The 19,272-nt window shown below is 72.5% G+C and carries 18 protein-coding genes; 5 read left to right on the top strand and 13 right to left on the bottom strand.

Annotated elements, in window-relative coordinates; all coding sequences use genetic code 11:
* Positions 1-87: 87 nt before the first annotated feature.
* Positions 88-828 (bottom strand): ABC transporter ATP-binding protein, encoded by a 741-nt coding sequence (locus tag ACKUU6_RS21285; RefSeq protein WP_407990151.1) that lies wholly within the window; start codon positions 826-828, stop codon positions 88-90.
* Between the two features lie 182 nt (positions 829-1,010).
* Positions 1,011-2,210 (bottom strand): substrate-binding domain-containing protein, encoded by a 1,200-nt coding sequence (locus tag ACKUU6_RS21280; RefSeq protein ID WP_407990150.1) that lies wholly within the window; start codon positions 2,208-2,210, stop codon positions 1,011-1,013.
* Positions 2,211-2,686: 476 nt separating this feature from the next.
* On the opposite strand from ACKUU6_RS21280, the gene ACKUU6_RS21275 reads away from it, so the two are divergent.
* Positions 2,687-3,466, top strand: a complete 780-nt coding sequence (locus ACKUU6_RS21275; RefSeq protein ID WP_407990149.1) for a CoA transferase subunit A — start codon at positions 2,687-2,689, stop codon at positions 3,464-3,466.
* Between the two features lie 2 nt (positions 3,467-3,468).
* Positions 3,469-4,143, top strand: coding sequence for a 3-oxoacid CoA-transferase subunit B (locus ACKUU6_RS21270; protein WP_407990148.1), 675 nt, complete (start codon positions 3,469-3,471; stop codon positions 4,141-4,143).
* 73 nt (positions 4,144-4,216) lie between these two features.
* Here ACKUU6_RS21270 and ACKUU6_RS21265 read toward each other — a convergent pair whose 3' ends face one another.
* Together ACKUU6_RS21265 and ACKUU6_RS21260 are read right to left on the bottom strand one after the other, a co-directional pair.
* The gene (locus tag ACKUU6_RS21265) at positions 4,217-4,927 is read right to left on the bottom strand and encodes a uracil-DNA glycosylase (RefSeq protein WP_407990147.1); all 711 of its coding nucleotides are present in this window, start codon (positions 4,925-4,927) and stop codon (positions 4,217-4,219) included.
* A 145-nt stretch (positions 4,928-5,072) separates the two neighbouring features.
* On the bottom strand, positions 5,073-5,852 hold the full coding sequence (locus tag ACKUU6_RS21260) for an HAD-IIA family hydrolase (RefSeq protein ID WP_407990146.1): 780 nt from the start codon (positions 5,850-5,852) through the stop codon (positions 5,073-5,075).
* A 309-nt stretch (positions 5,853-6,161) separates the two neighbouring features.
* On the opposite strand from ACKUU6_RS21260, the gene ACKUU6_RS21255 reads away from it, so the two are divergent.
* Positions 6,162-7,061: a lytic polysaccharide monooxygenase auxiliary activity family 9 protein gene (locus ACKUU6_RS21255; protein WP_407990145.1), complete on the top strand. Its 900-nt coding sequence runs from the start codon at positions 6,162-6,164 to the stop codon at positions 7,059-7,061.
* Positions 7,062-7,124: 63 nt separating this feature from the next.
* Positions 7,125-8,201 (top strand): Gfo/Idh/MocA family oxidoreductase, encoded by a 1,077-nt coding sequence (locus tag ACKUU6_RS21250; protein WP_407990144.1) that lies wholly within the window; start codon positions 7,125-7,127, stop codon positions 8,199-8,201.
* A gap of 31 nt (positions 8,202-8,232) precedes the next feature.
* Here the strand turns inward: ACKUU6_RS21250 and ACKUU6_RS21245 are convergent, their stop codons facing one another.
* Together ACKUU6_RS21245 and ACKUU6_RS21240 are read right to left on the bottom strand one after the other, a co-directional pair.
* Complete coding sequence (locus tag ACKUU6_RS21245) at positions 8,233-9,309, bottom strand: adenosine deaminase (protein ID WP_407990143.1); 1,077 nt, start codon at positions 9,307-9,309, stop codon at positions 8,233-8,235.
* 65 nt (positions 9,310-9,374) lie between these two features.
* On the bottom strand, positions 9,375-10,676 hold the full coding sequence (locus ACKUU6_RS21240) for a DUF445 domain-containing protein (RefSeq protein WP_407990142.1): 1,302 nt from the start codon (positions 10,674-10,676) through the stop codon (positions 9,375-9,377).
* Positions 10,677-10,808: 132 nt separating this feature from the next.
* On the opposite strand from ACKUU6_RS21240, the gene ACKUU6_RS21235 reads away from it, so the two are divergent.
* Complete coding sequence (locus tag ACKUU6_RS21235; protein WP_407990141.1) at positions 10,809-11,804, top strand: Gfo/Idh/MocA family protein; 996 nt, start codon at positions 10,809-10,811, stop codon at positions 11,802-11,804.
* 51 nt (positions 11,805-11,855) lie between these two features.
* Here the strand turns inward: ACKUU6_RS21235 and ACKUU6_RS21230 are convergent, their stop codons facing one another.
* From ACKUU6_RS21230 to ACKUU6_RS21200, 7 genes are all read right to left on the bottom strand, one after another.
* Positions 11,856-13,145: a nucleotide sugar dehydrogenase gene (locus tag ACKUU6_RS21230; protein WP_407990140.1), complete on the bottom strand. Its 1,290-nt coding sequence runs from the start codon at positions 13,143-13,145 to the stop codon at positions 11,856-11,858.
* Between the two features lie 2 nt (positions 13,146-13,147).
* On the bottom strand, positions 13,148-14,245 hold the full coding sequence (locus ACKUU6_RS21225) for a glycosyltransferase family 2 protein (RefSeq protein WP_407990139.1): 1,098 nt from the start codon (positions 14,243-14,245) through the stop codon (positions 13,148-13,150).
* Positions 14,242-15,258 (bottom strand): Gfo/Idh/MocA family protein, encoded by a 1,017-nt coding sequence (locus ACKUU6_RS21220; RefSeq protein WP_407990138.1) that lies wholly within the window; start codon positions 15,256-15,258, stop codon positions 14,242-14,244. The genes ACKUU6_RS21225 and ACKUU6_RS21220 overlap by 4 nt, the downstream gene beginning before the upstream one ends.
* Complete coding sequence (locus ACKUU6_RS21215) at positions 15,248-16,390, bottom strand: DegT/DnrJ/EryC1/StrS family aminotransferase (RefSeq protein ID WP_407990137.1); 1,143 nt, start codon at positions 16,388-16,390, stop codon at positions 15,248-15,250. The genes ACKUU6_RS21220 and ACKUU6_RS21215 overlap by 11 nt, the downstream gene beginning before the upstream one ends.
* 118 nt (positions 16,391-16,508) lie before the next feature.
* Positions 16,509-17,462 (bottom strand): ABC transporter ATP-binding protein, encoded by a 954-nt coding sequence (locus tag ACKUU6_RS21210; RefSeq protein WP_407990136.1) that lies wholly within the window; start codon positions 17,460-17,462, stop codon positions 16,509-16,511.
* A 23-nt stretch (positions 17,463-17,485) separates the two neighbouring features.
* The gene (locus ACKUU6_RS21205; RefSeq protein WP_407990135.1) at positions 17,486-18,313 is read right to left on the bottom strand and encodes an ABC transporter permease; all 828 of its coding nucleotides are present in this window, start codon (positions 18,311-18,313) and stop codon (positions 17,486-17,488) included.
* A complete protein-coding gene (locus ACKUU6_RS21200; RefSeq protein ID WP_407992189.1) occupies positions 18,306-19,106 on the bottom strand; it encodes an ABC transporter permease in 801 nt (266 codons plus the stop codon). Before ACKUU6_RS21200 ends, ACKUU6_RS21205 begins: the two co-directional genes overlap by 8 nt.
* Between the last annotated feature and the right edge of the window lie 166 nt (positions 19,107-19,272).

Below are 19,272 nucleotides of genomic sequence, written 5' to 3'. Positions count from 1 at the left end.
CAGCAGCACCCGGCCCCGCACCCGCACCCGCACCCGCACCCGCACCCGCACCCGCACCCGCAGCATCGTTCAGGAACGAGGAGTCCGTCACAGTCCCTCTCCCAGGTAAGCCTGTTGCACCGTGGCGTCGGCCATCACCGCAGCAGGGGTGTCGAGCGCGAGCAGCGTGCCGTGGTGCATCACGGCGAGCCGGTCCGCGAGGCCGAGCAGGACGTCCATGTGGTGCTCGACCATCAACACGGTGCGGCCGAGGTCCCGGTGCACGGAGCGGATCAGGGCGGTCAGGGCCGGGACCTCCTCCGCACTGACTCCGGCCATCGGCTCGTCTAGGAGGATCAGCCTGGGGTCCGAGACCAGCAGGACGGCCAACTCCAACTTGCGCTTCTCACCATGCGACAGGGCGCCCGCCAGACTGTCGGCCCGGTGGGCGAGTTCGGTCCGCTCCAGGGTCTCGGCCACCTGTGCGGCGTACCGGCCGGCCCGGCGCCAGATCCGGTACGAGGCGCCCGGCCCGGCCGCCGCCTGGGCGGCCAGTCGGACGTGGTCGGCCACGGTCATCCCGTTCCACAAGGAGGAGGTCTGAAAGGTGCGGCCCAGCCCTCGTCGGGCCCGACCGTGCACCGACTCGGTGGTGATGTCCGCTCCGTCGAGCTCGATGGCTCCGTGGGTCGCCGGGTTGATCCCGGAAATCAGGTTGAACAGGGAGGTCTTGCCCGCACCGTTCGGGCCGATGAAGGCGATGAACTCGCCCTCGTGCACGTCGAAGGAGACGTCCTCGACGATCGGCACACCACGGACCGACCAGCCAACCCCGCGCAGCCGCAGCACCGAATCGAACGGGGCCTCCGCCGACGTCCCTGTACGCGTACCCGACCCCGTCCCCCTACCCGTACCCGTACCCATACCCATACCCGTCACCACTCTCCCCGAGGCTGCCGCACTGGCCGACGCGTCAGCCGCAAGGGCTGCAGCTGACGGGCCGGTTTCAGCCGGGCGGTCCGACATGTGGATCAGCCCGCGATCGGGGTGGCCGGGGGTGCCACCTGGTCGGCGGGGAGGATCTTCTCCACCGTCGGCCTGGCATCCGCACCGGTCCCGGTCAGCTTCACCTGGAACATCGGCTGCAGCAGCGCGTGGTCCTCGGCCCGGACGGTCAGCTTGCCCTTGACCCCGTCGAAGCTCCACCCCTCCAGTGCCCTCACCAGGGCGTCGACGTCGTCGGCAGAGCCCTTGTTGGCCTCGATCGCGTGCACCACCAACTGTGCGGCGGTGAAGCCGTCGGGAGTGAAGATGTCCGGCTTCCCGCCGGTCTTGCCGACGGCAGCGGTCATCGCCTTCTCGACCTCGGTGCCGGCCGCGCCGTCGAAGTAGTGGTTCAGGAAGGAGATCTTGTCGGCCGCCGGGCCGAAGAGCGGGTAGGAGGCCGCCAGGTCGAGACCGGTCACCACCTTGGTCGAGCCGAAGACGTCCTGCTGGTTGAGCGAGGTCCAGAGCGCGGACGCGGTCTCCCCCGCCCAGGCGACGTACAGCAGGTCGGGCTTGGCCGACTTCGCCTGGGTGGCGAACGGCGTGAGGTCGGTCGCGCTCGGCGGGGCGAGCACCGACTCCACCGTCGCGCCCTGACCGCCCAGCACCGCCTTCACGGCCGCTACGTTGCCCTGCCCGAAGGCGTTGTCCTGGGCGAGCACCGTGACCTTCTTGCCCTTGGCCTCACCGATGAACGAGGCGGCCGTACGAATGTCCTGGTACGACTGCCGACCCGAGCGGAAGGTGTACTTGTTCAGTCCGGTGACCTTGTCGGTGGCGGCTGAACCGCTGATGAAAAGCACCTTGTTCTGCGCCGCGATCGGTCCCACCTGGAGCGCCACGCCCGACGCGGTCGAACCGGCGAGGATCTTGTGGCCCTTGCCGATCAGGTCCTTGGCGGCGGAGACGGCCTTGGCCGGGTCGCCCGCGTCGTCCTGCTCGGCGATCTCGATCTTGTGACCGTCCACCGCGCCGGTGCCCTTGGTCGCGTAGTCGAGGCCCGCCTTGAAGCCGTCCAGGTACTGCTTGCCGTAGGCCGCGAGCGGACCGGTCTTCGAGTACACCAGACCGACCTTCACCGGCGCCTTGCCGCCACCCGCACCCCCACCACCACCGGCATCGCCCGCCGTGGTGCCCGCCGTGGTGCCCGCCGTGCCGGCCTTGGCGCAGCTGACCACGGTCACCGCGAGCAGACCGCCCAGCGCAGCGGCGAGCAGGCGTCGACTCCCCCGACGGGCAACCGACGCAGCATCCGAGCGAACACCCGATGGGGCCCCCGGGCGAGCACTCGACCGAGCAAGCGGTCGCGCGGCCTGAGCTGCGGGTCTGGGGCGGTTGGTCGAACTGCGCATGATGGCCGACTCCTGACGACTGACACGTGTCAACGGACGACACGGCGGTGGTGGATGCCGGAACCGTAGGTGCGCCATCAGGTGGGCGACATGTGACGGGCCGACGCAGCGTCAGCCGTCGACGTGTGCCGGACAGCCATATCCCGACCCGTCACCCGCACCCATGTGCCTGATCGCCACGGAACCGGCCACCCCCATGGCCACCGTCGCCATGGAGAATGCCGCCCCGCTGCGGGGAAGGTGGTGGGCGCAGCAAGGTCCCGGCCTCCTGCGGCACCCTCCCGAAACCCCCTCATGAGGTGACCCCCTTGGACAAGGTCCTGGACTCCCCCGCCCGCGCAGTCGAGGACATCCCCGACGGCGCGACGCTCGCCGTCGGCGGCTTCGGCCTCTGCGGCATTCCGAGCACGCTGATCGGCGCCCTGGTCAGCGCCGGCACCTCCGGTCTGCGGGTGGTGTCCAACAACTGCGGGGTGGACGACTGGGGGCTCGGTCTGCTCCTGCGGGCCGGCCGGATCGCCCGGATGACCTCCTCGTACGTGGGCGAGAACAAGGAGTTCGCCCGGCAGTACCTCTCCGGCGAGCTGGAGGTCGAGCTCACCCCGCAGGGAACGCTGGCCGAGCGGCTGCGAGCGGGCGGCGCGGGCATCCCCGCCTTCTTCACCCCGGCGGGGGTCGGCACCCAGGTCGAGGAGGGTGGCCTGCCCTGGCGGTACGCCCCCGACGGGAGCGTCGCGTTGGCCTCACCGCCCAAGGAGGTACGGGAGTTCGGCGGGCGGCGGTACCTGCTGGAGGAGGCGATCACCGCCGACTACGCCCTGGTCCGCGCCGAGGTGGCCGACCGGCAGGGCAACTGCGTCTTCAACGCCGCCGCCCGCAACTTCAACCCGCTCTGCGCAACCGTCGGCCGGATCACCGTGGTCGAGGCGGACCGGATCGTCGAGCCCGGCGAGCTCCTGCCGGACGCGATCCACCTGCCCGGCGTCTACGTCGACCGGGTGGTCGCCGCCGACCCCACGGACCGCCGGATCGAACGGCGCACCGTCCAGCCCCTGCCCGCCAACTCCACCACCGCCCACGGGAGCTGAGCATGACCACCGCCGCCACCACCCCCGCCGCCGACCGCCCCACCGACCGCTCCCTCGACCCGCGCGACGCCCTGGCCGCCCGGGCAGCACGCGAGCTCCGCGACGGCCAGTACGTCAACCTGGGCATCGGGCTCCCCACCCTGATCCCCGGTCACCTGCCGCCCGGCGTGCACGTCGTCCTGCACTCGGAGAACGGCATCCTCGGCGTCGGCCCCTATCCGTACGACGGCGCGGAGCACCCCGACCTGATCAACGCGGGCAAGGAGACGGTCACCGTCGCCGACGGCGCCGCGTACTTCGACTCCGCCTTCTCCTTCGGCATGATCCGGGCCGGCCGGATCGACGTCTCGGTGCTCGGCGCGATGCAGGTCTCCGCCGCAGGTGACCTGGCCAACTGGATGATCCCCGGCAAGATGGTCAAGGGCATGGGCGGCGCCATGGACCTCGTGCACGGCGCCCGACGGCTGATCGTGGTGATGGAGCACACCACCCGGGACGGCTCCCCGAAGATCGTCGACGAGCTCTCCCTGCCCGCCACCGGCCGGGCCGTGGTGCACCGGATCGTCACCGACCTGGCCGTCATCGACGTCACCCCCGACGGCCTCCGCCTGGTCGAGGTCGCCCCCGGCCACACCCGCGAGGAGGTGCAGGCCGCCACCGGCCCGAAGCTGCTCTGACCCACCACCGGACAGCCCGGGGCCGACGCGCCCGCCCCCTCCACGGGCGCGTCGGCCGGGGCCGGACGAACCGTCAGCCCTGCTCGGCCAGGTTCGGCACCCGCCAGTCGATCGGCTCGCTGCCGAACCCGGTCAGCGCCTCGTTGATCTGCGAGAACGGGCGGCTGCCGAAGAACAGCCGGGCCGACAGCGGCGAGGGGTGCGCCCCCTGCACCACCACGTGCCGGGAGGTGTCGATCAGCGGCAGCTTCTTCTTCGCGTAGTTTCCCCAGAGCACGAAGACGCACGGCTCGGGCCGGTCGCTGACCGCCGTGATCACCGCGTCGGTGAACTTCTCCCAGCCCTTGCCCTTGTGCGAGTTGGCCTCGTGCGCCCGCACCGTGAGCACCGCGTTGAGCAGCAGCACACCCTGCTCGGCCCAGTGCATCAGGTAGCCGTTGTCGGGGGCGGGGATGCCGAGGTCGGCGTCCAGCTCCTTGAACATGTTCCGCAGCGAGGGCGGCGTCTTGACGCCGGGCTGCACCGAGAAGCTCATCCCGTGCGCCTGGTTGTCGTCGTGGTACGGGTCCTGCCCGAGCACCAGTACCCGGACCTTGTCGTACGGCGTGGCCGCCAGCGCCGCGAACTCCTGCCCGCTGGGCGGGAAGACCTGGTGCTCGGCCCGCTGCTCCGCCACGAAGGCCGCCAGCTCGCCGAAGTACGGCTTCGCCAACTCGCCTGCCAGCGCCCCGCGCCAGGACTCCGGCACCTCGAATCCGGCCACCGTCTCCACCAGCTCAGTCACAGCCCCACTGCCTCTCACCGCCTCGGACCCCCGATTGACACCCCGAACGCTACACACCCGCACCGACACGCCCGTGCCCCTCCGGTCCGCTGGAGACCAGCCGGACCGGAGGGGCACGGGAAGCGACGGGAAGCGGGCGGAGACGTCAGACCAGCTCGATCAGATCGGCGATCGACTTGACCACCCGGGTGGGCCGGTACGGGAAGCGCTCCACGTCGGCCTCGGCGGTCAGGCCGGTGAGCACCAGGATGGTCTCCATACCGGCCTCCATGCCCGCGACGATGTCGGTGTCCATCCGGTCGCCGATCATCACGGCGCTCTCGGAGTGGGCGCCCGCGCTGTTCAGCGCCTCGCGCATCATCAGCGGGTTGGGCTTGCCGACGAAGTACGGGTCGACGCCGGTCGCCTTGGTGATCAGCGCCGCGACCGAGCCGGTGGCCGGCAGCACGCCCTCGTTGGACGGGCCGGTCTCGTCGGGGTTGGTGCAGATGAACCGCGCCCCGGCGTTGATCAGGCGGATCGCCTTGGTCAGCGCCTCGAAGCTGTAGGTACGGGTCTCGCCGAGGACCACGTAGTCCGGGTCCTTGTCGGTCAGCACGTAGCCGGCCTGGTAGAGCGCGGTGGTCAGTCCGGCCTCGCCGATGACGTACGCGGTGCCGCCGGGGCGCTGGCCCTTGAGGAACTTGGCGGTGGCCAGGGCGGAGGTCCAGATGCACTCCTCCGGCACCTCCAGGCCCATGCCGGCCAGCCGGGCGCTGAGGTCCCGGGGGGTGTAGATGGAGTTGTTGGTCAGCACCAGGAACGGCTTGCCGGACTCCCGCAGGCGGCGGAGGAACTCCTCCGCGCCGGGGATCGGCGTGCCCTCGTGAATGAGGACACCGTCCATGTCGGTCAGCCAGGACTCGATGGGCTTGCGCTCTGCCACGTGCGTGTCTCCCGAAGTCGTGCGAGGTCGTGCGAGGTCGTGCGGATAGCTGTGAGGGTGGTGCGCCCCGGAGGGCGCCACCAGGGATACTGCGCTGCCCCGACGGGGCACAGCCTAATCCGCACGCCTGCCCGAGGGGAGTACGTCCCGCCCACCGGACGGTCCGCTCCGCCCCTCGGCTCGATCCTCATGGCCGCCTCAAGACAGGCTTAAGAGCTCCCTAACGGAGCTGAGTGACCGTCAACTCCCATACTGTGTCTGGCTAGCGTACTTCTCAGCGACCCCCACCGCTGAAGGAGCACCCCCACCATGTCTCTCCGTCGCACCGCCGTCCTGGTCACCCTCGCCGGCACCGCACTGGCCACCACCCTGCTCGGCACCGGCACCGCTACCGCCCACGGCTCCCTGCAGAACCCGCTCAGCCGGGTGTACGGCTGCTACCTGGAGAACCCCGAGCAGCCGAAGTCGGCCGCCTGCAGGGCCGCCATCGCAGTCGGCGGCACCCAGGCGATGTACGACTGGAACGGCGTCCGGATCGGCGACGCCGCCGGTCGGCACCGCCAGCTGATCCCGGACGGCCGCCTGTGCAGCGCGAACGCCGCCGAGTTCGTCGGACTCGACCTGGCCCGCAACGACTGGCCCGCCACCAACCTCACCGCCGGCGCCAGCACCACGTTCAAGTTCCGGGCCACCGCGCCGCACCGGGGCACGTTCCAGCTCTTCATGACCAACAGCAGCTACAACCCGAACCTCCCGCTGAGCTGGTCGAACCTGGACGCCACGCCGTTCGCCAGCATCACCGACCCGCAGGTGGTGAACGGCTACTACTCGTTCCCGGTGACCGTGCCGACCGGCCGGACCGGCCGTCAGATGATCTACGCGATCTGGCAGCGTTCGGACAGCCCGGAGGCGTTCTACACCTGCTCCGACGTGGCCTTCGACGGCAGCGGTACGGCCGCCGCCCCGGCCGCCGTGGTCCCGGCCTCGGACACCTCCGCGCACCACGACCACGCCGCAGCCGTCCCCGCCACCGCCCCCGGGGCACCCGCCGCACCGGAAGCACGCGCCACCGCCCCGCAGCTGGCCGCGACGGGCACCGACCGCTCCACCGGCCTGATGGCCGCCGTCGGCACCTCGTTCGTCCTGGCGGGCGGCGCCGTCGCCGTCCTGCACCGCCGTCGCCGGATCGAGGGCCGGCCCGCCCGCTGACTCCGGGTCACCTCACCGACGGCGCTCCCACCCGGACGCCGGAGGTCGTGGTTGAGTAGGGGCATGAGCAGCGCGCCCCGCCCCCCGTTCCGTGTCGGCCTGGTCGGCTTCGGCCTGGCAGGCTCCGCCTTCCACGCCCCGCTGATCGCCACCACCCCCGGACTGCAGCTGGACGCGGTGGTCACCGCCAACCCCGACCGCCGCGCCCAGCTGCACCGCGAGCACCCGGGCGCCCGGCCGCTGGACACCCCGGAGCAGTTGTTCGAGCAGGCCGCCGACGGCCGGCTCGACCTGGTGGTGATCGCCTCCCCGAACCGCACGCACGTACCGCTGGCCCGTACCGCCCTGACCGCCGGGCTGCCCACCGTGGTGGACAAGCCGCTGGCCGCCACCGCCGCCGACGCGGCCGAGCTGTGCCTGTTCGCGGAGCGCACCGGCACCCTGCTGTCGGTCTTCCAGAACCGGCGCTGGGACGGCGACTTCCTGACCGCCCGGCGGCTGGTCGAGGACGGCTCGCTCGGCCGGGTGCACCGGTTCGAGTCCCGGTTCGAGCGGTTCCGGCCCAAGCCCAAGGCGGGCTGGCGTGAGCTGGCCGACCCGGCCGAGGTCGGCGGCACCCTCTACGACCTGGGCAGTCATCTGGTGGACCAGGCCCTCACGCTGTTCGGCCCGGTCGAGTCGGTCTACGCCGAGATCGACGTCCGCCGGGACGGCGCGGTGGTGGACGACGACGCCTTCCTCGCCCTCACCCACGCGTCGGGCGTCCGCTCGCACCTGTGGACCAGCGCGATCGCCGCACTCGGCGGCCCCCGCCTGCGGGTGCTCGGCGACACCGCCGGGTACGTGAAGTTCGGCATGGACCCGCAGGAGAACGACCTCAGGTCCGGCCGCCGCCCGGGCAACGGCGCCCCCTGGGGCACCGACCCGGCCCACGACGGCACGCTCGGCACCGACGAGTCGTCAGCCCCGTACCCCACCGCCCCCGGCGACTACCCCGCCTACTACGCGGGCATCGCCACCGCCCTCGCCGACGGCACCCCGCCCCCGGTCGACCCCCGCGACGCGGTCGCCACCCTCACCGTCCTGGAAGCCGCCCGCAACTCGGCCGCCACCGGCAGCACCATCCCCCTGCCGGTCTGACGGCCCTCCTGCTCTCCGCGCGGAGCTGAGCTCAGCCGCGGTCCCACCCGGCGAGGTACCGGTCGATCTCACCGATGATCCGGGCCTTGCCGGGTGCGTCCAGGAAGGACGCCTCGACGGCGTTCCTGGCCAGGGCGGCGACGCCGGACTCGTCCAGGTCGAGCAGGCGGGCGGCGACCGCGTACTCGGTGTTCAGGTCGGTGCCGAACATCGGCGGGTCGTCGCTGTTGACGGTCACCAGCAGGCCGGCGTCGACCATCTGACGGATCGGGTGCTCCTCCATCCGCGCCACCGCGCGGGTGGCGATGTTGGAGGTCGGGCAGACCTCAAGCGGGATGCGCTGCTCGCCGAGCCAGTCCATCAGCGCGGGGTCCTTGACCGCGTGGGTGCCGTGGCCGATCCGCTCGGCGCCGAGCACCCGGAGGGCGTCCCAGACCGTCTCGGGCCCGGTGGTCTCACCGGCGTGCGGGACGCTGTGCAGGCCGATCGCCCTGGCCCGGTCGAAGTACGGCTTGAACTGCGGGCGCGGCACCCCGACCTCGGGACCGCCAAGCCCGAAGCTGACCAGGCCCTCGGGCGCCAGGTCCACGGCCAGCCGGGCGGTCTCCTCGGCGGCGGCGAGACCGGCCTCGCCGGGGATGTCGAAGCACCAGCGCAGCACCACGCCGAGTTCCTTCTCGGCGGCGACCCTGGCGTCCTCGATCGCCTCCATGAAGGCCACGTCGGGGATGCCCCGGCTGACCGAGGAGTACGGGGTGACCGTCAGCTCGGCGTAGCGGATGTTCTGCCGGGCCATGTCCTCGGCCACGCCGAAGGTGAGCGCCCGGACATCCTCGGCGTCGCGGATCAGGTCCACCACGCTCAGGTAGACCTCGATGAAGTGCCCGAAGTCGGTGAAGGTGAAGTACTCGGCCAGCGCGGCAGGGTCGAGCGGCACCCTGGTCCTGCCCTCGTGCCGGGCGGCCAGCTCGGCCACCACCCGCGGCGAGGCGGAGCCGACGTGGTGCACGTGCAGTTCGGCCTTGGGCATCCCCGCGATGAACGCCTCGATGCCCCGCTTGCCCTCAGCCAGCACTTCGTTCTCCTTCGTACGATGCGGACGCGCCATGCTAACCCCGGCCCTCGACCCGATCCTTGACCCCGGCCCCCGACCGGGGCCCGTGACCGCAGCCCTCAGCCGCCCAGGGCCATGGCCACGGTGTGGATCAGCAGTCCGGCCAGCGCACCCACCACCGTGCCGTTGATCCGGATGAACTGGAGGTCGCGGCCGACGTTGGCCTCGATCTTGCGGGAGGCGTCGTCCGCGTCCCAGCCCGCCACGGTCTCCGAGATCAGCGCGGTGATCTCGGCCCGGTAGGTCTCCACCACGTACACGGCGGCGTCCTGCAGCCAGCCGTCGGCCTTCGCCTGGAGCCTGGTGTCGGTGGCCAGCCGGCCGCCGAACGAGCGCAGGCCGTCCCTGATCCGCCGGCGCAGCTCGCTCTGCTCGTCCTCGGCGGCGCTCAGCACCAGGGTCCGGACGGCCGACCAGGACGAGGCGATCAGCTCCTGCACCTCGGGCCGGGCCAGCAGGTCGGCCTTGGCCCCCTCGACCCGGGCGATGGTCTCCGGGTCGTGCTGGAGCTCGGTCGCGAACTCGGCCAGGAAGTTGTCGATCGCGCCCCTGGCCGGGTGGTGCGGGTCGTCCCTGATGTGGGTGACGAAGCGCATCAGCTCCTTGTGCACCCGCTCGCCGACCTGGTGGTCGATGAACTTCGGGGTCCAGCCGGGACTCTTCCTGGTGACCCGCTCGACCACGTCCTCGTGATGCTCCGTCAGCCAGTCGTGCACCCGGACGGCGATCAGGTCCACCACCCCGTGGTGCCCGCCCTCGGCGACCACCCTGCCGAGCAGTCGCCCGGCCGGTTCGGCCACCGAGGTGGCGGCGGCCCGCCGGGTGACCGCCTCGGCCACCACGGCCTGCACGTCGTCGTCGTTGAGCACCGCGAGCACCCCGCGCAGCGCGGCCGACGCCTCGCTGGTGACCCGCTCGGCACTGCCCGGCGCGGCCAGCCACTCGCCGAGCCTGCGGGCGATGCCGATCCGTCCCAGCCGGTCCCGGACCACCGGGCCGGAGAGGAAGTTGTCGCCGACGAAGTCGCCGAGCGACTGGCCGAAGGCGTCCTTCTTGGTCGGGATGATCGCGGTGTGCGGGATCGGCAGCCCGAACGGGCGGCGGAACAGCGCGGTGACGGCAAACCAGTCCGCCAGCGCACCGACCATGCCGGCCTCGGCGGCCGCCGCAACGTAGCCGGCCCAGGCGCCCGCTCCGGCCGCCTCGGCCCAGGTGGCGAGACCGAACACCACCGTGGCCAGCCCGAGCAGCCCGGTCGCGAACAGCTTCATCCGCCGGACGCCCCGGCGCTTCTCCTCGTCGGCGGCCGTGAAGCTGACTCCCAAGCCGCCCGGCGGCCGGACCTTCTGATCGACGCTCACCCCGACAGTCTGCCCCGACCGGCCAGATCATCCGACGATGCCACGGGCTTCTCCGGGACAGATCAGGGGCGGATCAGGGAGACTGGCACGCGCCGTACCTGCCAGGATCGCACCGCCGAAGGGTGTCGCACGATGACCAGCACCGACCGACCGATCCGCTGGGGCGTGCTCGCCACCGGCGGGATAGCCGCAGCCTTCACCGAGGACCTGCTCGCCGTCCCCGGCGCCGAGGTGGCCGCCGTGGCCTCCCGGAGCGAGGCATCGGCCCGCGCCTTCGCCGACCGCTTCGGCATCCCCCGGGCGTACGGCTCCTGGGCGGAGCTGGCCGCCGACCCTGAGGTCGACGTGGTGTACGTGGCCACCCCGCACGCCGCCCACCTGGCCGCCACCACGCTGATGCTGGAGGCCGGGAAGGCGGTGCTGTGCGAGAAGCCGTTCACCCTGAGCGCACCGCAGGCCGAGCAGCTGGCCGCCACCGCCCGGGCCCGGGGGAGCTTCCTGATGGAGGCGATGTGGATGTACCTCAACCCGGCGGTCCGCCGGATCGTCGAGCTGGTCAGGGACGGCGCGATCGGCGAGGTGCGGGCGGTGCACGCCGACTTCGGCTTCCCGGCCCCGGCCGACCCCGCCCACCGGCTCTGGGACCCGGCGGCGGGTGGCGGCGCCCTGCTGGACCTCGGCGTCTACCCGGTCTCCTTCGCCCACCTGCTGCTGGGCGAGCCCGAGCAGGTCAAGGCCGTGGCCACGCTGACGCCGGAGGGCGTGGACGAGCACACCGGCATGGTGCTGAGCCACCCGGGCGGGGCGCTGTCGCTGCTCAGCTGCTCGCTGGTGGCCGACTACGGCCAGCGGGCTTCGGTGCACGGCACCACCGGCCGGATCGAGCTCCCCGCCGACTTCTTCCACGCCGGCGGCTTCGTGCTGCACCAGGACGGGAAGCCCGCCGAGGAGTACGTGATCGACCGCGGTCCCGGGAACGGCCTCGGACTGGAGGCCACCGAGGTGGTCCGCTGCCTGCGGGCGGGGCTGACCGAGTCGCCGCTCGTACCGTTGGACGGCACGCTCGCGGTGATGCGGACGCTGGACGCCGTCCGGTCCCAGATCGGGGTGGTCTACCCGGGCGAGTGACCGCCCCGAGCAGCCGTCACGTGCCCGACAGTCGGCTCCGGCGAGTAGCCGTCAGGCGCCGAGCACGATCCGCCGCACCCCCGCCCAGCGCGCCGGGTCGGTGACCCGGCGGCCGTCGAGCAGCGCCAGCACACCCGGCAGGTCGGCCGCGCCCAGCGTCCGGTACTCGGCGTGGTCGGCCTGCACCACGGCCGCCTCCACCGGCTCACCCCGGTGCGGCGGCAGGCCGAGCGCGGTCAACTCCCCCGCGTCGTACAGCGGATCGGTCACGTACGGCCGCGCTCCGGCCGCCCGGAGCGCGGCCACCAGCGGGAAGACGCCGGAGTACGCGGTCTCCCTGACCCCGCCCCGGTACGCGGCGCCGAGCACCAGCACGCCCCGATCGGCCAGCCCGCCGAGCGCCGCAGCCAGCCGGTCGACCGCGTACCCGGGCATCGCCAGGTTGGCCGCCCTGGCCGCCTCGACCACTGTCGCGGTCGGGTCCCCGGCGAGGTAGAGCCTCGGGTAGACCGGGATGCAGTGGCCGCCCACCGCGACACCCGGCTGGTGCAGGTGGCTGTACGGCTGCGAGTTGCAGGCCGCGATCACCTCCGCGAAGTCCACCCCGATCCGGTCGGCGTACCGGGCGAACTGGTTGGCCAGTCCGATGTTGACGTCCCGGTACGTGGTCTCGGCCAGCTTGGCGAACTCGGCCGCCTCGGCCGAGCCGAGCGCCCACACACCGTTCGGGCGGGGCAGGTCGGGGCGCGGGTCGAAGTCCAGCACCTCGCGGTAGAACTCGACGCCCTGCCGGGTGGAGCGCTCGTCGATCCCGCCGACCAGCTTCGGGTAGCGCCGCAGATCGGCGAAGACCCGTCCGGAGGAGACCCGTTCGGGGCTGAACACCAGCGCGAAGTCCGTCCCCGGGCGCAGGCCGGACCCCTCCGCCAGCAGCGCGGCCAGCCGCCCCGCGGTGGTGCCGACCGGCAGCGTGGTCTCGTAGCCGACCAGCGCGCCGGGCCGCAGTCCGGCCGCTACGGCGCGGGTGGCGGCGTCCAGCAGGGTGAAGTCGGGCCGGTCGTCCGGGCCGGTCAGCAGCGGCACCGCGACCAGGACGGCATCCGCCTCGGCGACCGCCGCAGAGGTGTCCGCCACTGCCTTCAACTGACCAGTGGCGACCGCCAGTTTGAGCCGCTCGGGCAGATCCGCCTCGCCGGGGAACGGTGCCTGGCCGTCGTTCACCTGCCGGACCACCGAGGGGGCGGTGTCCACGCCGAGCACCCGGTGCCCCTTGCCCGCGCACTGCACCGCGAGCGGCAGCCCGATCTTCCCGAGACCGACCACACAGACCGTCCGAGCCATGGTCAACTCCTGGTCATCCGGTTGGCGAACGAGCGCCAGCCCCTCCGTCGGCGCAGCTCGCGCCTGGCCCGCTCCGGCACCACGCCGCGCCAGAGCTGCCGGGGCAGAACGAACCGGGCCGTCCCACCGCCGAGTTCGTCCTCGATCAGCCCCCGGACCGCCCGGAACCGGTCGCTGCCGGCCAGCTCCAGCCGGAGCCGGTCGGGCTCCGCCAGGTCGGCCAGCACGTCGCAGTGCTCGCGGACCAGCCGACCCACCTCGGCCACCACGTGCCGCTGCTCCGCCTCGGGCTGCCTGAGCAGCTCGGCCTGGAGCAACTGCGGTACGTCCCAGCCGAAATGGCGCCGATGCAGGGCCCGGCGTACCTCGCCGCCCGGCTCGGTGAGGCGGTCGGTGACGGCCAGGATCTCGGTCAGCCCGCGCAGCCGGTCCCGGTGGTTGGAGCGCACCGTGGCGTTGGCCCGGTCGGCCCGCAGCACCGCGTGGTAGCAGTCGTAGTCGGCCAGCACCGAGACCCGCCTGGCCCGCAGCAGCGCCTGGAGGGTGAACGGCTGGTCGGAGTAGACCGGCAGGTCCTCCCGGCGCCGCAGCCCCTCCCTGACCAGCGGTTCACGGCGGAACAGCTTGGTGTCCGAGAGCGCCCAGGCCAGCGCGGAGTCGGTGAAGTCCACCGAGGGCTCGGTCCGGTCGAAGATGCCCTGCGGCACCTGCCGGCCGCCGACCCCGACCATCCTGCCGAGCACCACGTCGGACTGGTACCGGTCGGCCATCGTGACCAGCCGTTCCAGCGCCTCCCGGCCGAGCCAGTCGTCCGCGCCGAGGAAGAACACGTAGCGGCCCCTGGCCAGTTCCATCGCCCGGTTGGTGGGCGCGGCCGGGCCGCCGGAGTTGGCCTGCCGCTCGATCCGGAACAGACCGGGGTGCTCGCGGGCGAACCGGGACAGCTCGGCGCCGCTGCCGTCGGTGGAGCCGTCGTCGACCGCGACCACCTCCAACCGGTCCCGCCCGATGGACTGTTCGACCAGTGATGTCAGACAGGCCGTCAGGTACGGCATGGTGTTGTAGACCGCGATCACCACGGTCACGTCGGGCGTGCTCATCGGCTCCTCACCCCCAGCAGGCCCTGCCGACCGGCGGCGGCCAGCACCGATTCGGCCACCTCGACCGTGTGCAGCCCCTCGGTCAGTGCGACGGTCTCGGCCGGTCGTCCGGCCACCGCCTCGCGGAACTGCTCGTGCTCGCTCATCAACGGCTCCCGTTTCGGGAAGGCGTACCGGATCACGTCGCCCTCGGTCACTCCGCGGAAGGTGCGGACGGTGTCCCACTCAGTGGCCACCGCGCCGTTCACCTGGAGGGTCAGGTCCGCGGTCAGCGTGTCGGCGACCAGGCAGCCGCGCTCGCCGGTCACCGCGACGTAGCGCTCCTTCTGCGGGCTGAGCCAGTTCACCAGGTGGCTGACCATGGTGCCGTCGGCCAGCGTGCCGACCGCGGCCACCATGTCCTCGTACGGGCGGCCGCTCTTGCGCACCGTCCTGGCAGCCACCGAGGCGTAGCTCTGGCCGGTGATCCAGCCGGTCAGGTCGATGTCGTGGGTGGCCAGGTCCTTGACCACCCCGACGTCGGCGATCCGGCGCGGGAACGGGCCCTGGCGGCGGGTCGACACCTGGTACACCTCGCCGATCTCGCCGCTCGCCAGCCTGGCCCTGAGCTGCTGGAGCGCGGGGTTGTAGCGCTCGACGTGCCCGACGGCCGCCACCTGACCCCGGAAGGCGTCCACCAGCCGCCGGGCGGCCCGGACGTCGTGCGCGAGCGGCTTCTCGATCAGCGCGGGCACCCCGGCGACGGCCAGCCGCAGGCCGACGCTCTCGTGCTGAGCAGTCGGGCAGGCCACCACCGCGTAGTCGACGCCCAGCGCGAGCAGGTCGTTGAGGTCGGCCAGCACCGGGACGCCGCCGGGGGCGGTGCCGCCCGCCGGGTCGACCACGCCGACCAGTTCGACCCCGGCCAGTCCGTCCAGCACCCGGGCGTGGTTGCGTCCCATCGCGCCGAGGCCGATCAGTCCGGCCCGCAGCGGCCGCCGTCGGCCCGCCGCCGCCCGACCGTCAGACCGCATGCCGCACCGCCCTTACCACCAGGGCGAGTTCGTCCTCGGACAGGGTCGGGTGCACCGGTAGCGCGACCACCTCGGCGGTCGCCCGCTCGGTCTCGGGCAGCTCCCAGCGGCCCGGGTAGGGCGGCAGCCGGTGGATCGGAACCGGGTAGTAGACCTCGCTGCCCACCCCGGCCTCGGCCAGGCTCCGGCGGAAGGCGTCCCGCTCACCGCGCACCCGGACGGTGTACTGGTGGTAGACGTGCCCGGCTCCCACCGCCACCGCCGGCAGCCCCAGGCCGGTGGCGGCCAACTCCCGGTCCAGCAGGGCCGCGTTGGCCCGGCGGCGCTCGGTCGCCGCCGCCAGCCGACCGAGCTGGACGCGGCCCACGGCCGCCGAGACGTCGGTCATCCGGAGGTTGGCCCCGACGATCTCGTTCCGGTAGGGCTGCTCCATCCCCTGGTTGCGGAGCAGCCGCAGCTTCCGGGCCAGCGCCGGGTCCGCGACGGTGACCATGCCGCCCTCCAGGGCGTGCATGTTCTTGGTCGGGTAGAAGCTGAAGCACCCGGCGGCGCCGAACGAGCCCACCGGCCTGCCGTCCAGGCTGGCGCCGTGCGCCTGGCAGGCGTCCTCGACCAGCGCCAGGCCGTTCCGGTCCGCCAGCCCGGTCAGTTCGGCCATCGCGGCCGGGTGCCCGTAGAGGTGGACCGGCAGCAGTGCGGCAGTCCGCGGACCGATCGCGGCCCGGACCGCCGCCGGGTCGAGGCAGAAGGTGTCCGGGTCGATGTCGGCGAAGACCGGCTCGGCACCGGCCAGTCGGACGGCGTTGGCGGTGGCGGCGAAGGAGAAGGACGGCACCACCACCTCGTCGCCGGGCCCGATCCCGAGCGCCGTCAGCGCCAGCTGCAGGGCAGACGTACCGGAGTTGACCGCGACGCAGTGCCAGCCGTCCACCAGCTCGGCGAACTCCCGCTCGAAGGCGTCCACTTCGGGGCCCTGGACCACCGATCCGCTGCGCAGCACCCGGACGGCGGCGGCGATCTCCGCCTCCCCGATCACCGGCCGCGCCACCGGCACCACGGCGGCGGAACGCACCGTCGGCACCTGTTCCCCGACCAGCCCCGCCGGCACCGACCCCCCGACCAGCTGAGCCATCCGCGCGCACCCCTCACAAGCCTGTCCGGTGATCCGGAGTGTCAACTGCCCACGACACTCCGGGGTCACCGGCTCCACCCGGACGAGTGACGACGGCCGAACGGTACGGTCGAACAGGTCAGCCGATCTTCGCGTACATCCGGGCGATCACGTCCTCGATAGCGGGCTCCCGGACCGACAGGTCGACCAGCGGGTAGCGCTCGGCCACGGCCGCGACCAGCGGGGCGGCACTCTGCTCGGCCGGGAAGGCCAGCCACTGCCGGGGCCCGTCGACCCGGACCACCCGGGCGCCCGGCACGGCGATCGCGGGCCGTGGCTCGGCCAGGTCGACCACCAGGGTGCGTTCGCTGCGGCCCGCCGCGTGCAGCCCCTCCAGGCTGCCGTCGTGGACCACCCGGCCGTGGTCGATCACCATCACCCGGTCGCAGAGCTGCTCAATGTCGGTCAGGTCGTGGGTGGTGAGCAGCACCGTGGTGCCCTTGACCCGGTTCACCTCGCGCAGGAACTCCCGGACCCGTGTCTTGCTCACCACGTCCAGGCCGATGGTGGGCTCGTCCAGGTAGAGCACCTGCGGGTCGTGCAGCAGCGCCGCCGCCAGGTCCCCGCGCATCCGCTGGCCGAGCGAGAGCTGCCGGACCGGGGTGTCCAACAGGTTCCCCAGGTCCAGCAGTTCCACGCAGCGCGCCAGGTTGGCCCGGTACCGGTCGGCCGGGATGCGGTAGATCCGGCGCGCCAGCTCGTAGCTGTCGCGCAGCGGCAGGTCCCACCAGAGGGTGGTGCGCTGGCCGAAGACCACGCCGATCCGCCGGGCCAGCCCGACCCGCTCCCTGGCCGGTTCGACCCCGGCCACCCGCAACCGGCCCGAGGTGGGCACCAGGATGCCGGTGAGCATCTTGATCGTGGTGGACTTGCCGGCGCCGTTCGGGCCGATGTAGCCGACGCACTCGCCCGCGCCGACGGTGAAGCTCAGGCCGTCCACCGCGTGCACCACCCGCTTCTCGCGGCGCAGCCGCCCGACCTTGGTCCGGATCGTGAAGTCCCGGCGGACGTCTTCCAGTTCGATCAGTGCCATGTCCAACTCCTCTTCGGAAGGGTCTAGTTGCCGGTGCCGCGATAGGCCCGCAGCCCGGCCCGCCAGGCCAGTCCGGCGGCCAGCACGCAGAGCAGGGCGGCCAGCGGGGAGGCGAACCGGAAGGCCACCGGCAGGCCGAGCGGATCGGGCTTGCCGAGGATGTGCAGCGCGGGCAGCCAGTTGACGAAGGCGATCGGCAGGCCGAAGACCGTCCCGGCCACCAGCTCCTTGGCGAAGATCGTCGGCGGGTACTGGAGCATGGTGGCGCCGCCGTAGGTGAAGGAGTTCTGGAACTCGCCCGCCTCGCCCCACCAGAACTGCACGGTGGCGAAGCCGACGAAGATCGCGCCGAAGATGACGCTGCCGCAGCTCAGCAGCACGGCCAGCAGCAGCACCCGATCAGCCGTCCAGTGCACCTCGACCCGGGTCAGCGACCAGGCCAGGATCACCGCGGCCTGCACCGGGCGGCCGACCCGGCGCAGCGAGAACCGTTCGGCACAGACCTGGGCGAGCGCCGGGGCGGGTCGGACCAGCATGGTGTCCAGGGTGCCGGTGCGGATCCGCTCGCCGAGCGCGTCCACGCTGCCGACCAGCACGTTGGCCATCCCGAGTGCGAAGCTCGACGTCCCGTACAGGAAGCCGAGTTCGCCCAGTGACCAGCCACCGAGCTGCTCGGTGTGCTGGAACATCAGCAGCAGCACCACGAAGTCGAGTGCGGTCACCGTGGTGCTGGCGGCCAGCATCATGACGAACGAGGTCCGGTAGGCCATCGTCGAGCGGGTCCACATCCCGGCCATCAGCCTCCAGGAGCGCACTGCCCAGGCGGTCCGGCCCCACACGGTGTCAGCCACCGTGCACCACCACCTTGCGGGTGGCCAGCAGTTGGACCAACCGTCCGGCCGCGAGCAGCAGCAACGCCCAGGCCGCCTGGAAGCCCAGCGCAGCGAGCAGCGCGGTACCGGAGCGGCGCTCCAGGAAGACGTCGGTGGGGACCTGGATCAGCGCGGACCAGGGCAGCAACCGCGCCAACCGGCCCAGCCCTCCCGGGAAGAGGGTGAGCGGCAGGAGCGCCCCGGAGAAGAACAGCGCGACCACCACCATCACCGAGCGCACCCCCTCCGAGTCGTGCAGCCAGAACCCGGTGAGCGAGACCAGGAAGCGCAGCCCGAAGCTGACCAGCACGGCCAGCAGCACCGAGGCCAGGAAGGCCGCCCAGGTGTACGGGTGACCGGGCAGCCGGATGTCGAAGGCCAGCACCCCGGCCACCGTGGGCGCCACGCCGCGCCCGAGCAGGTGGAACGCGGCCCGGCCCAGGTCGGCGGCCAACCACCAGCCCATGAAGTCCACCGGCCGGTACAGGTCGACGGCGATGTCCCCGCTCCTGAACCGCTCCTGCACGTCGTCCTGGAATCCGCCACCCCAGACCGCCACGGTGATCAGCAGGGCCTGGCTCACCCAGATGTAGGTCACCGCCTGGTTGCTGTCGTACCCGCCCACCCCCGGCCTGGCCTGCCAGAGCGCGAGGAAGGTGTACGCCAGGATGAAGCCGAACACGGTGTTGGTGAAAGCCCCGGCCAGGGTGGCGGCCCGGTAGGTGGAGTAGCGACGGAACGAGCCGGCGGCGACCGCCAGGTAGAGGCGCACCGATGCCGTCCGGTCCACCCGGTCCGGTGGGCGGAGCTGCTGGGCGAGCTGCATCTTCTGTCTCCTTGTCGACTTTTGGGCAGGCAGGAGAGCGCAGCCGGAGAGAGCCCGGGGCAGCCCCGAGCGGCCCCGACCGGCTGACCCCCGGGGGTACCGGGGACTGCGG

The organism is Kitasatospora sp. CMC57 (genome assembly GCF_045866025.2).
GTDB lineage: Bacteria > Actinomycetota > Actinomycetes > Streptomycetales > Streptomycetaceae > Kitasatospora.
The sequence above is the reverse complement of the archived record's forward strand: the minus strand, read 5'-3'. Positions and strand labels throughout refer to the sequence as shown.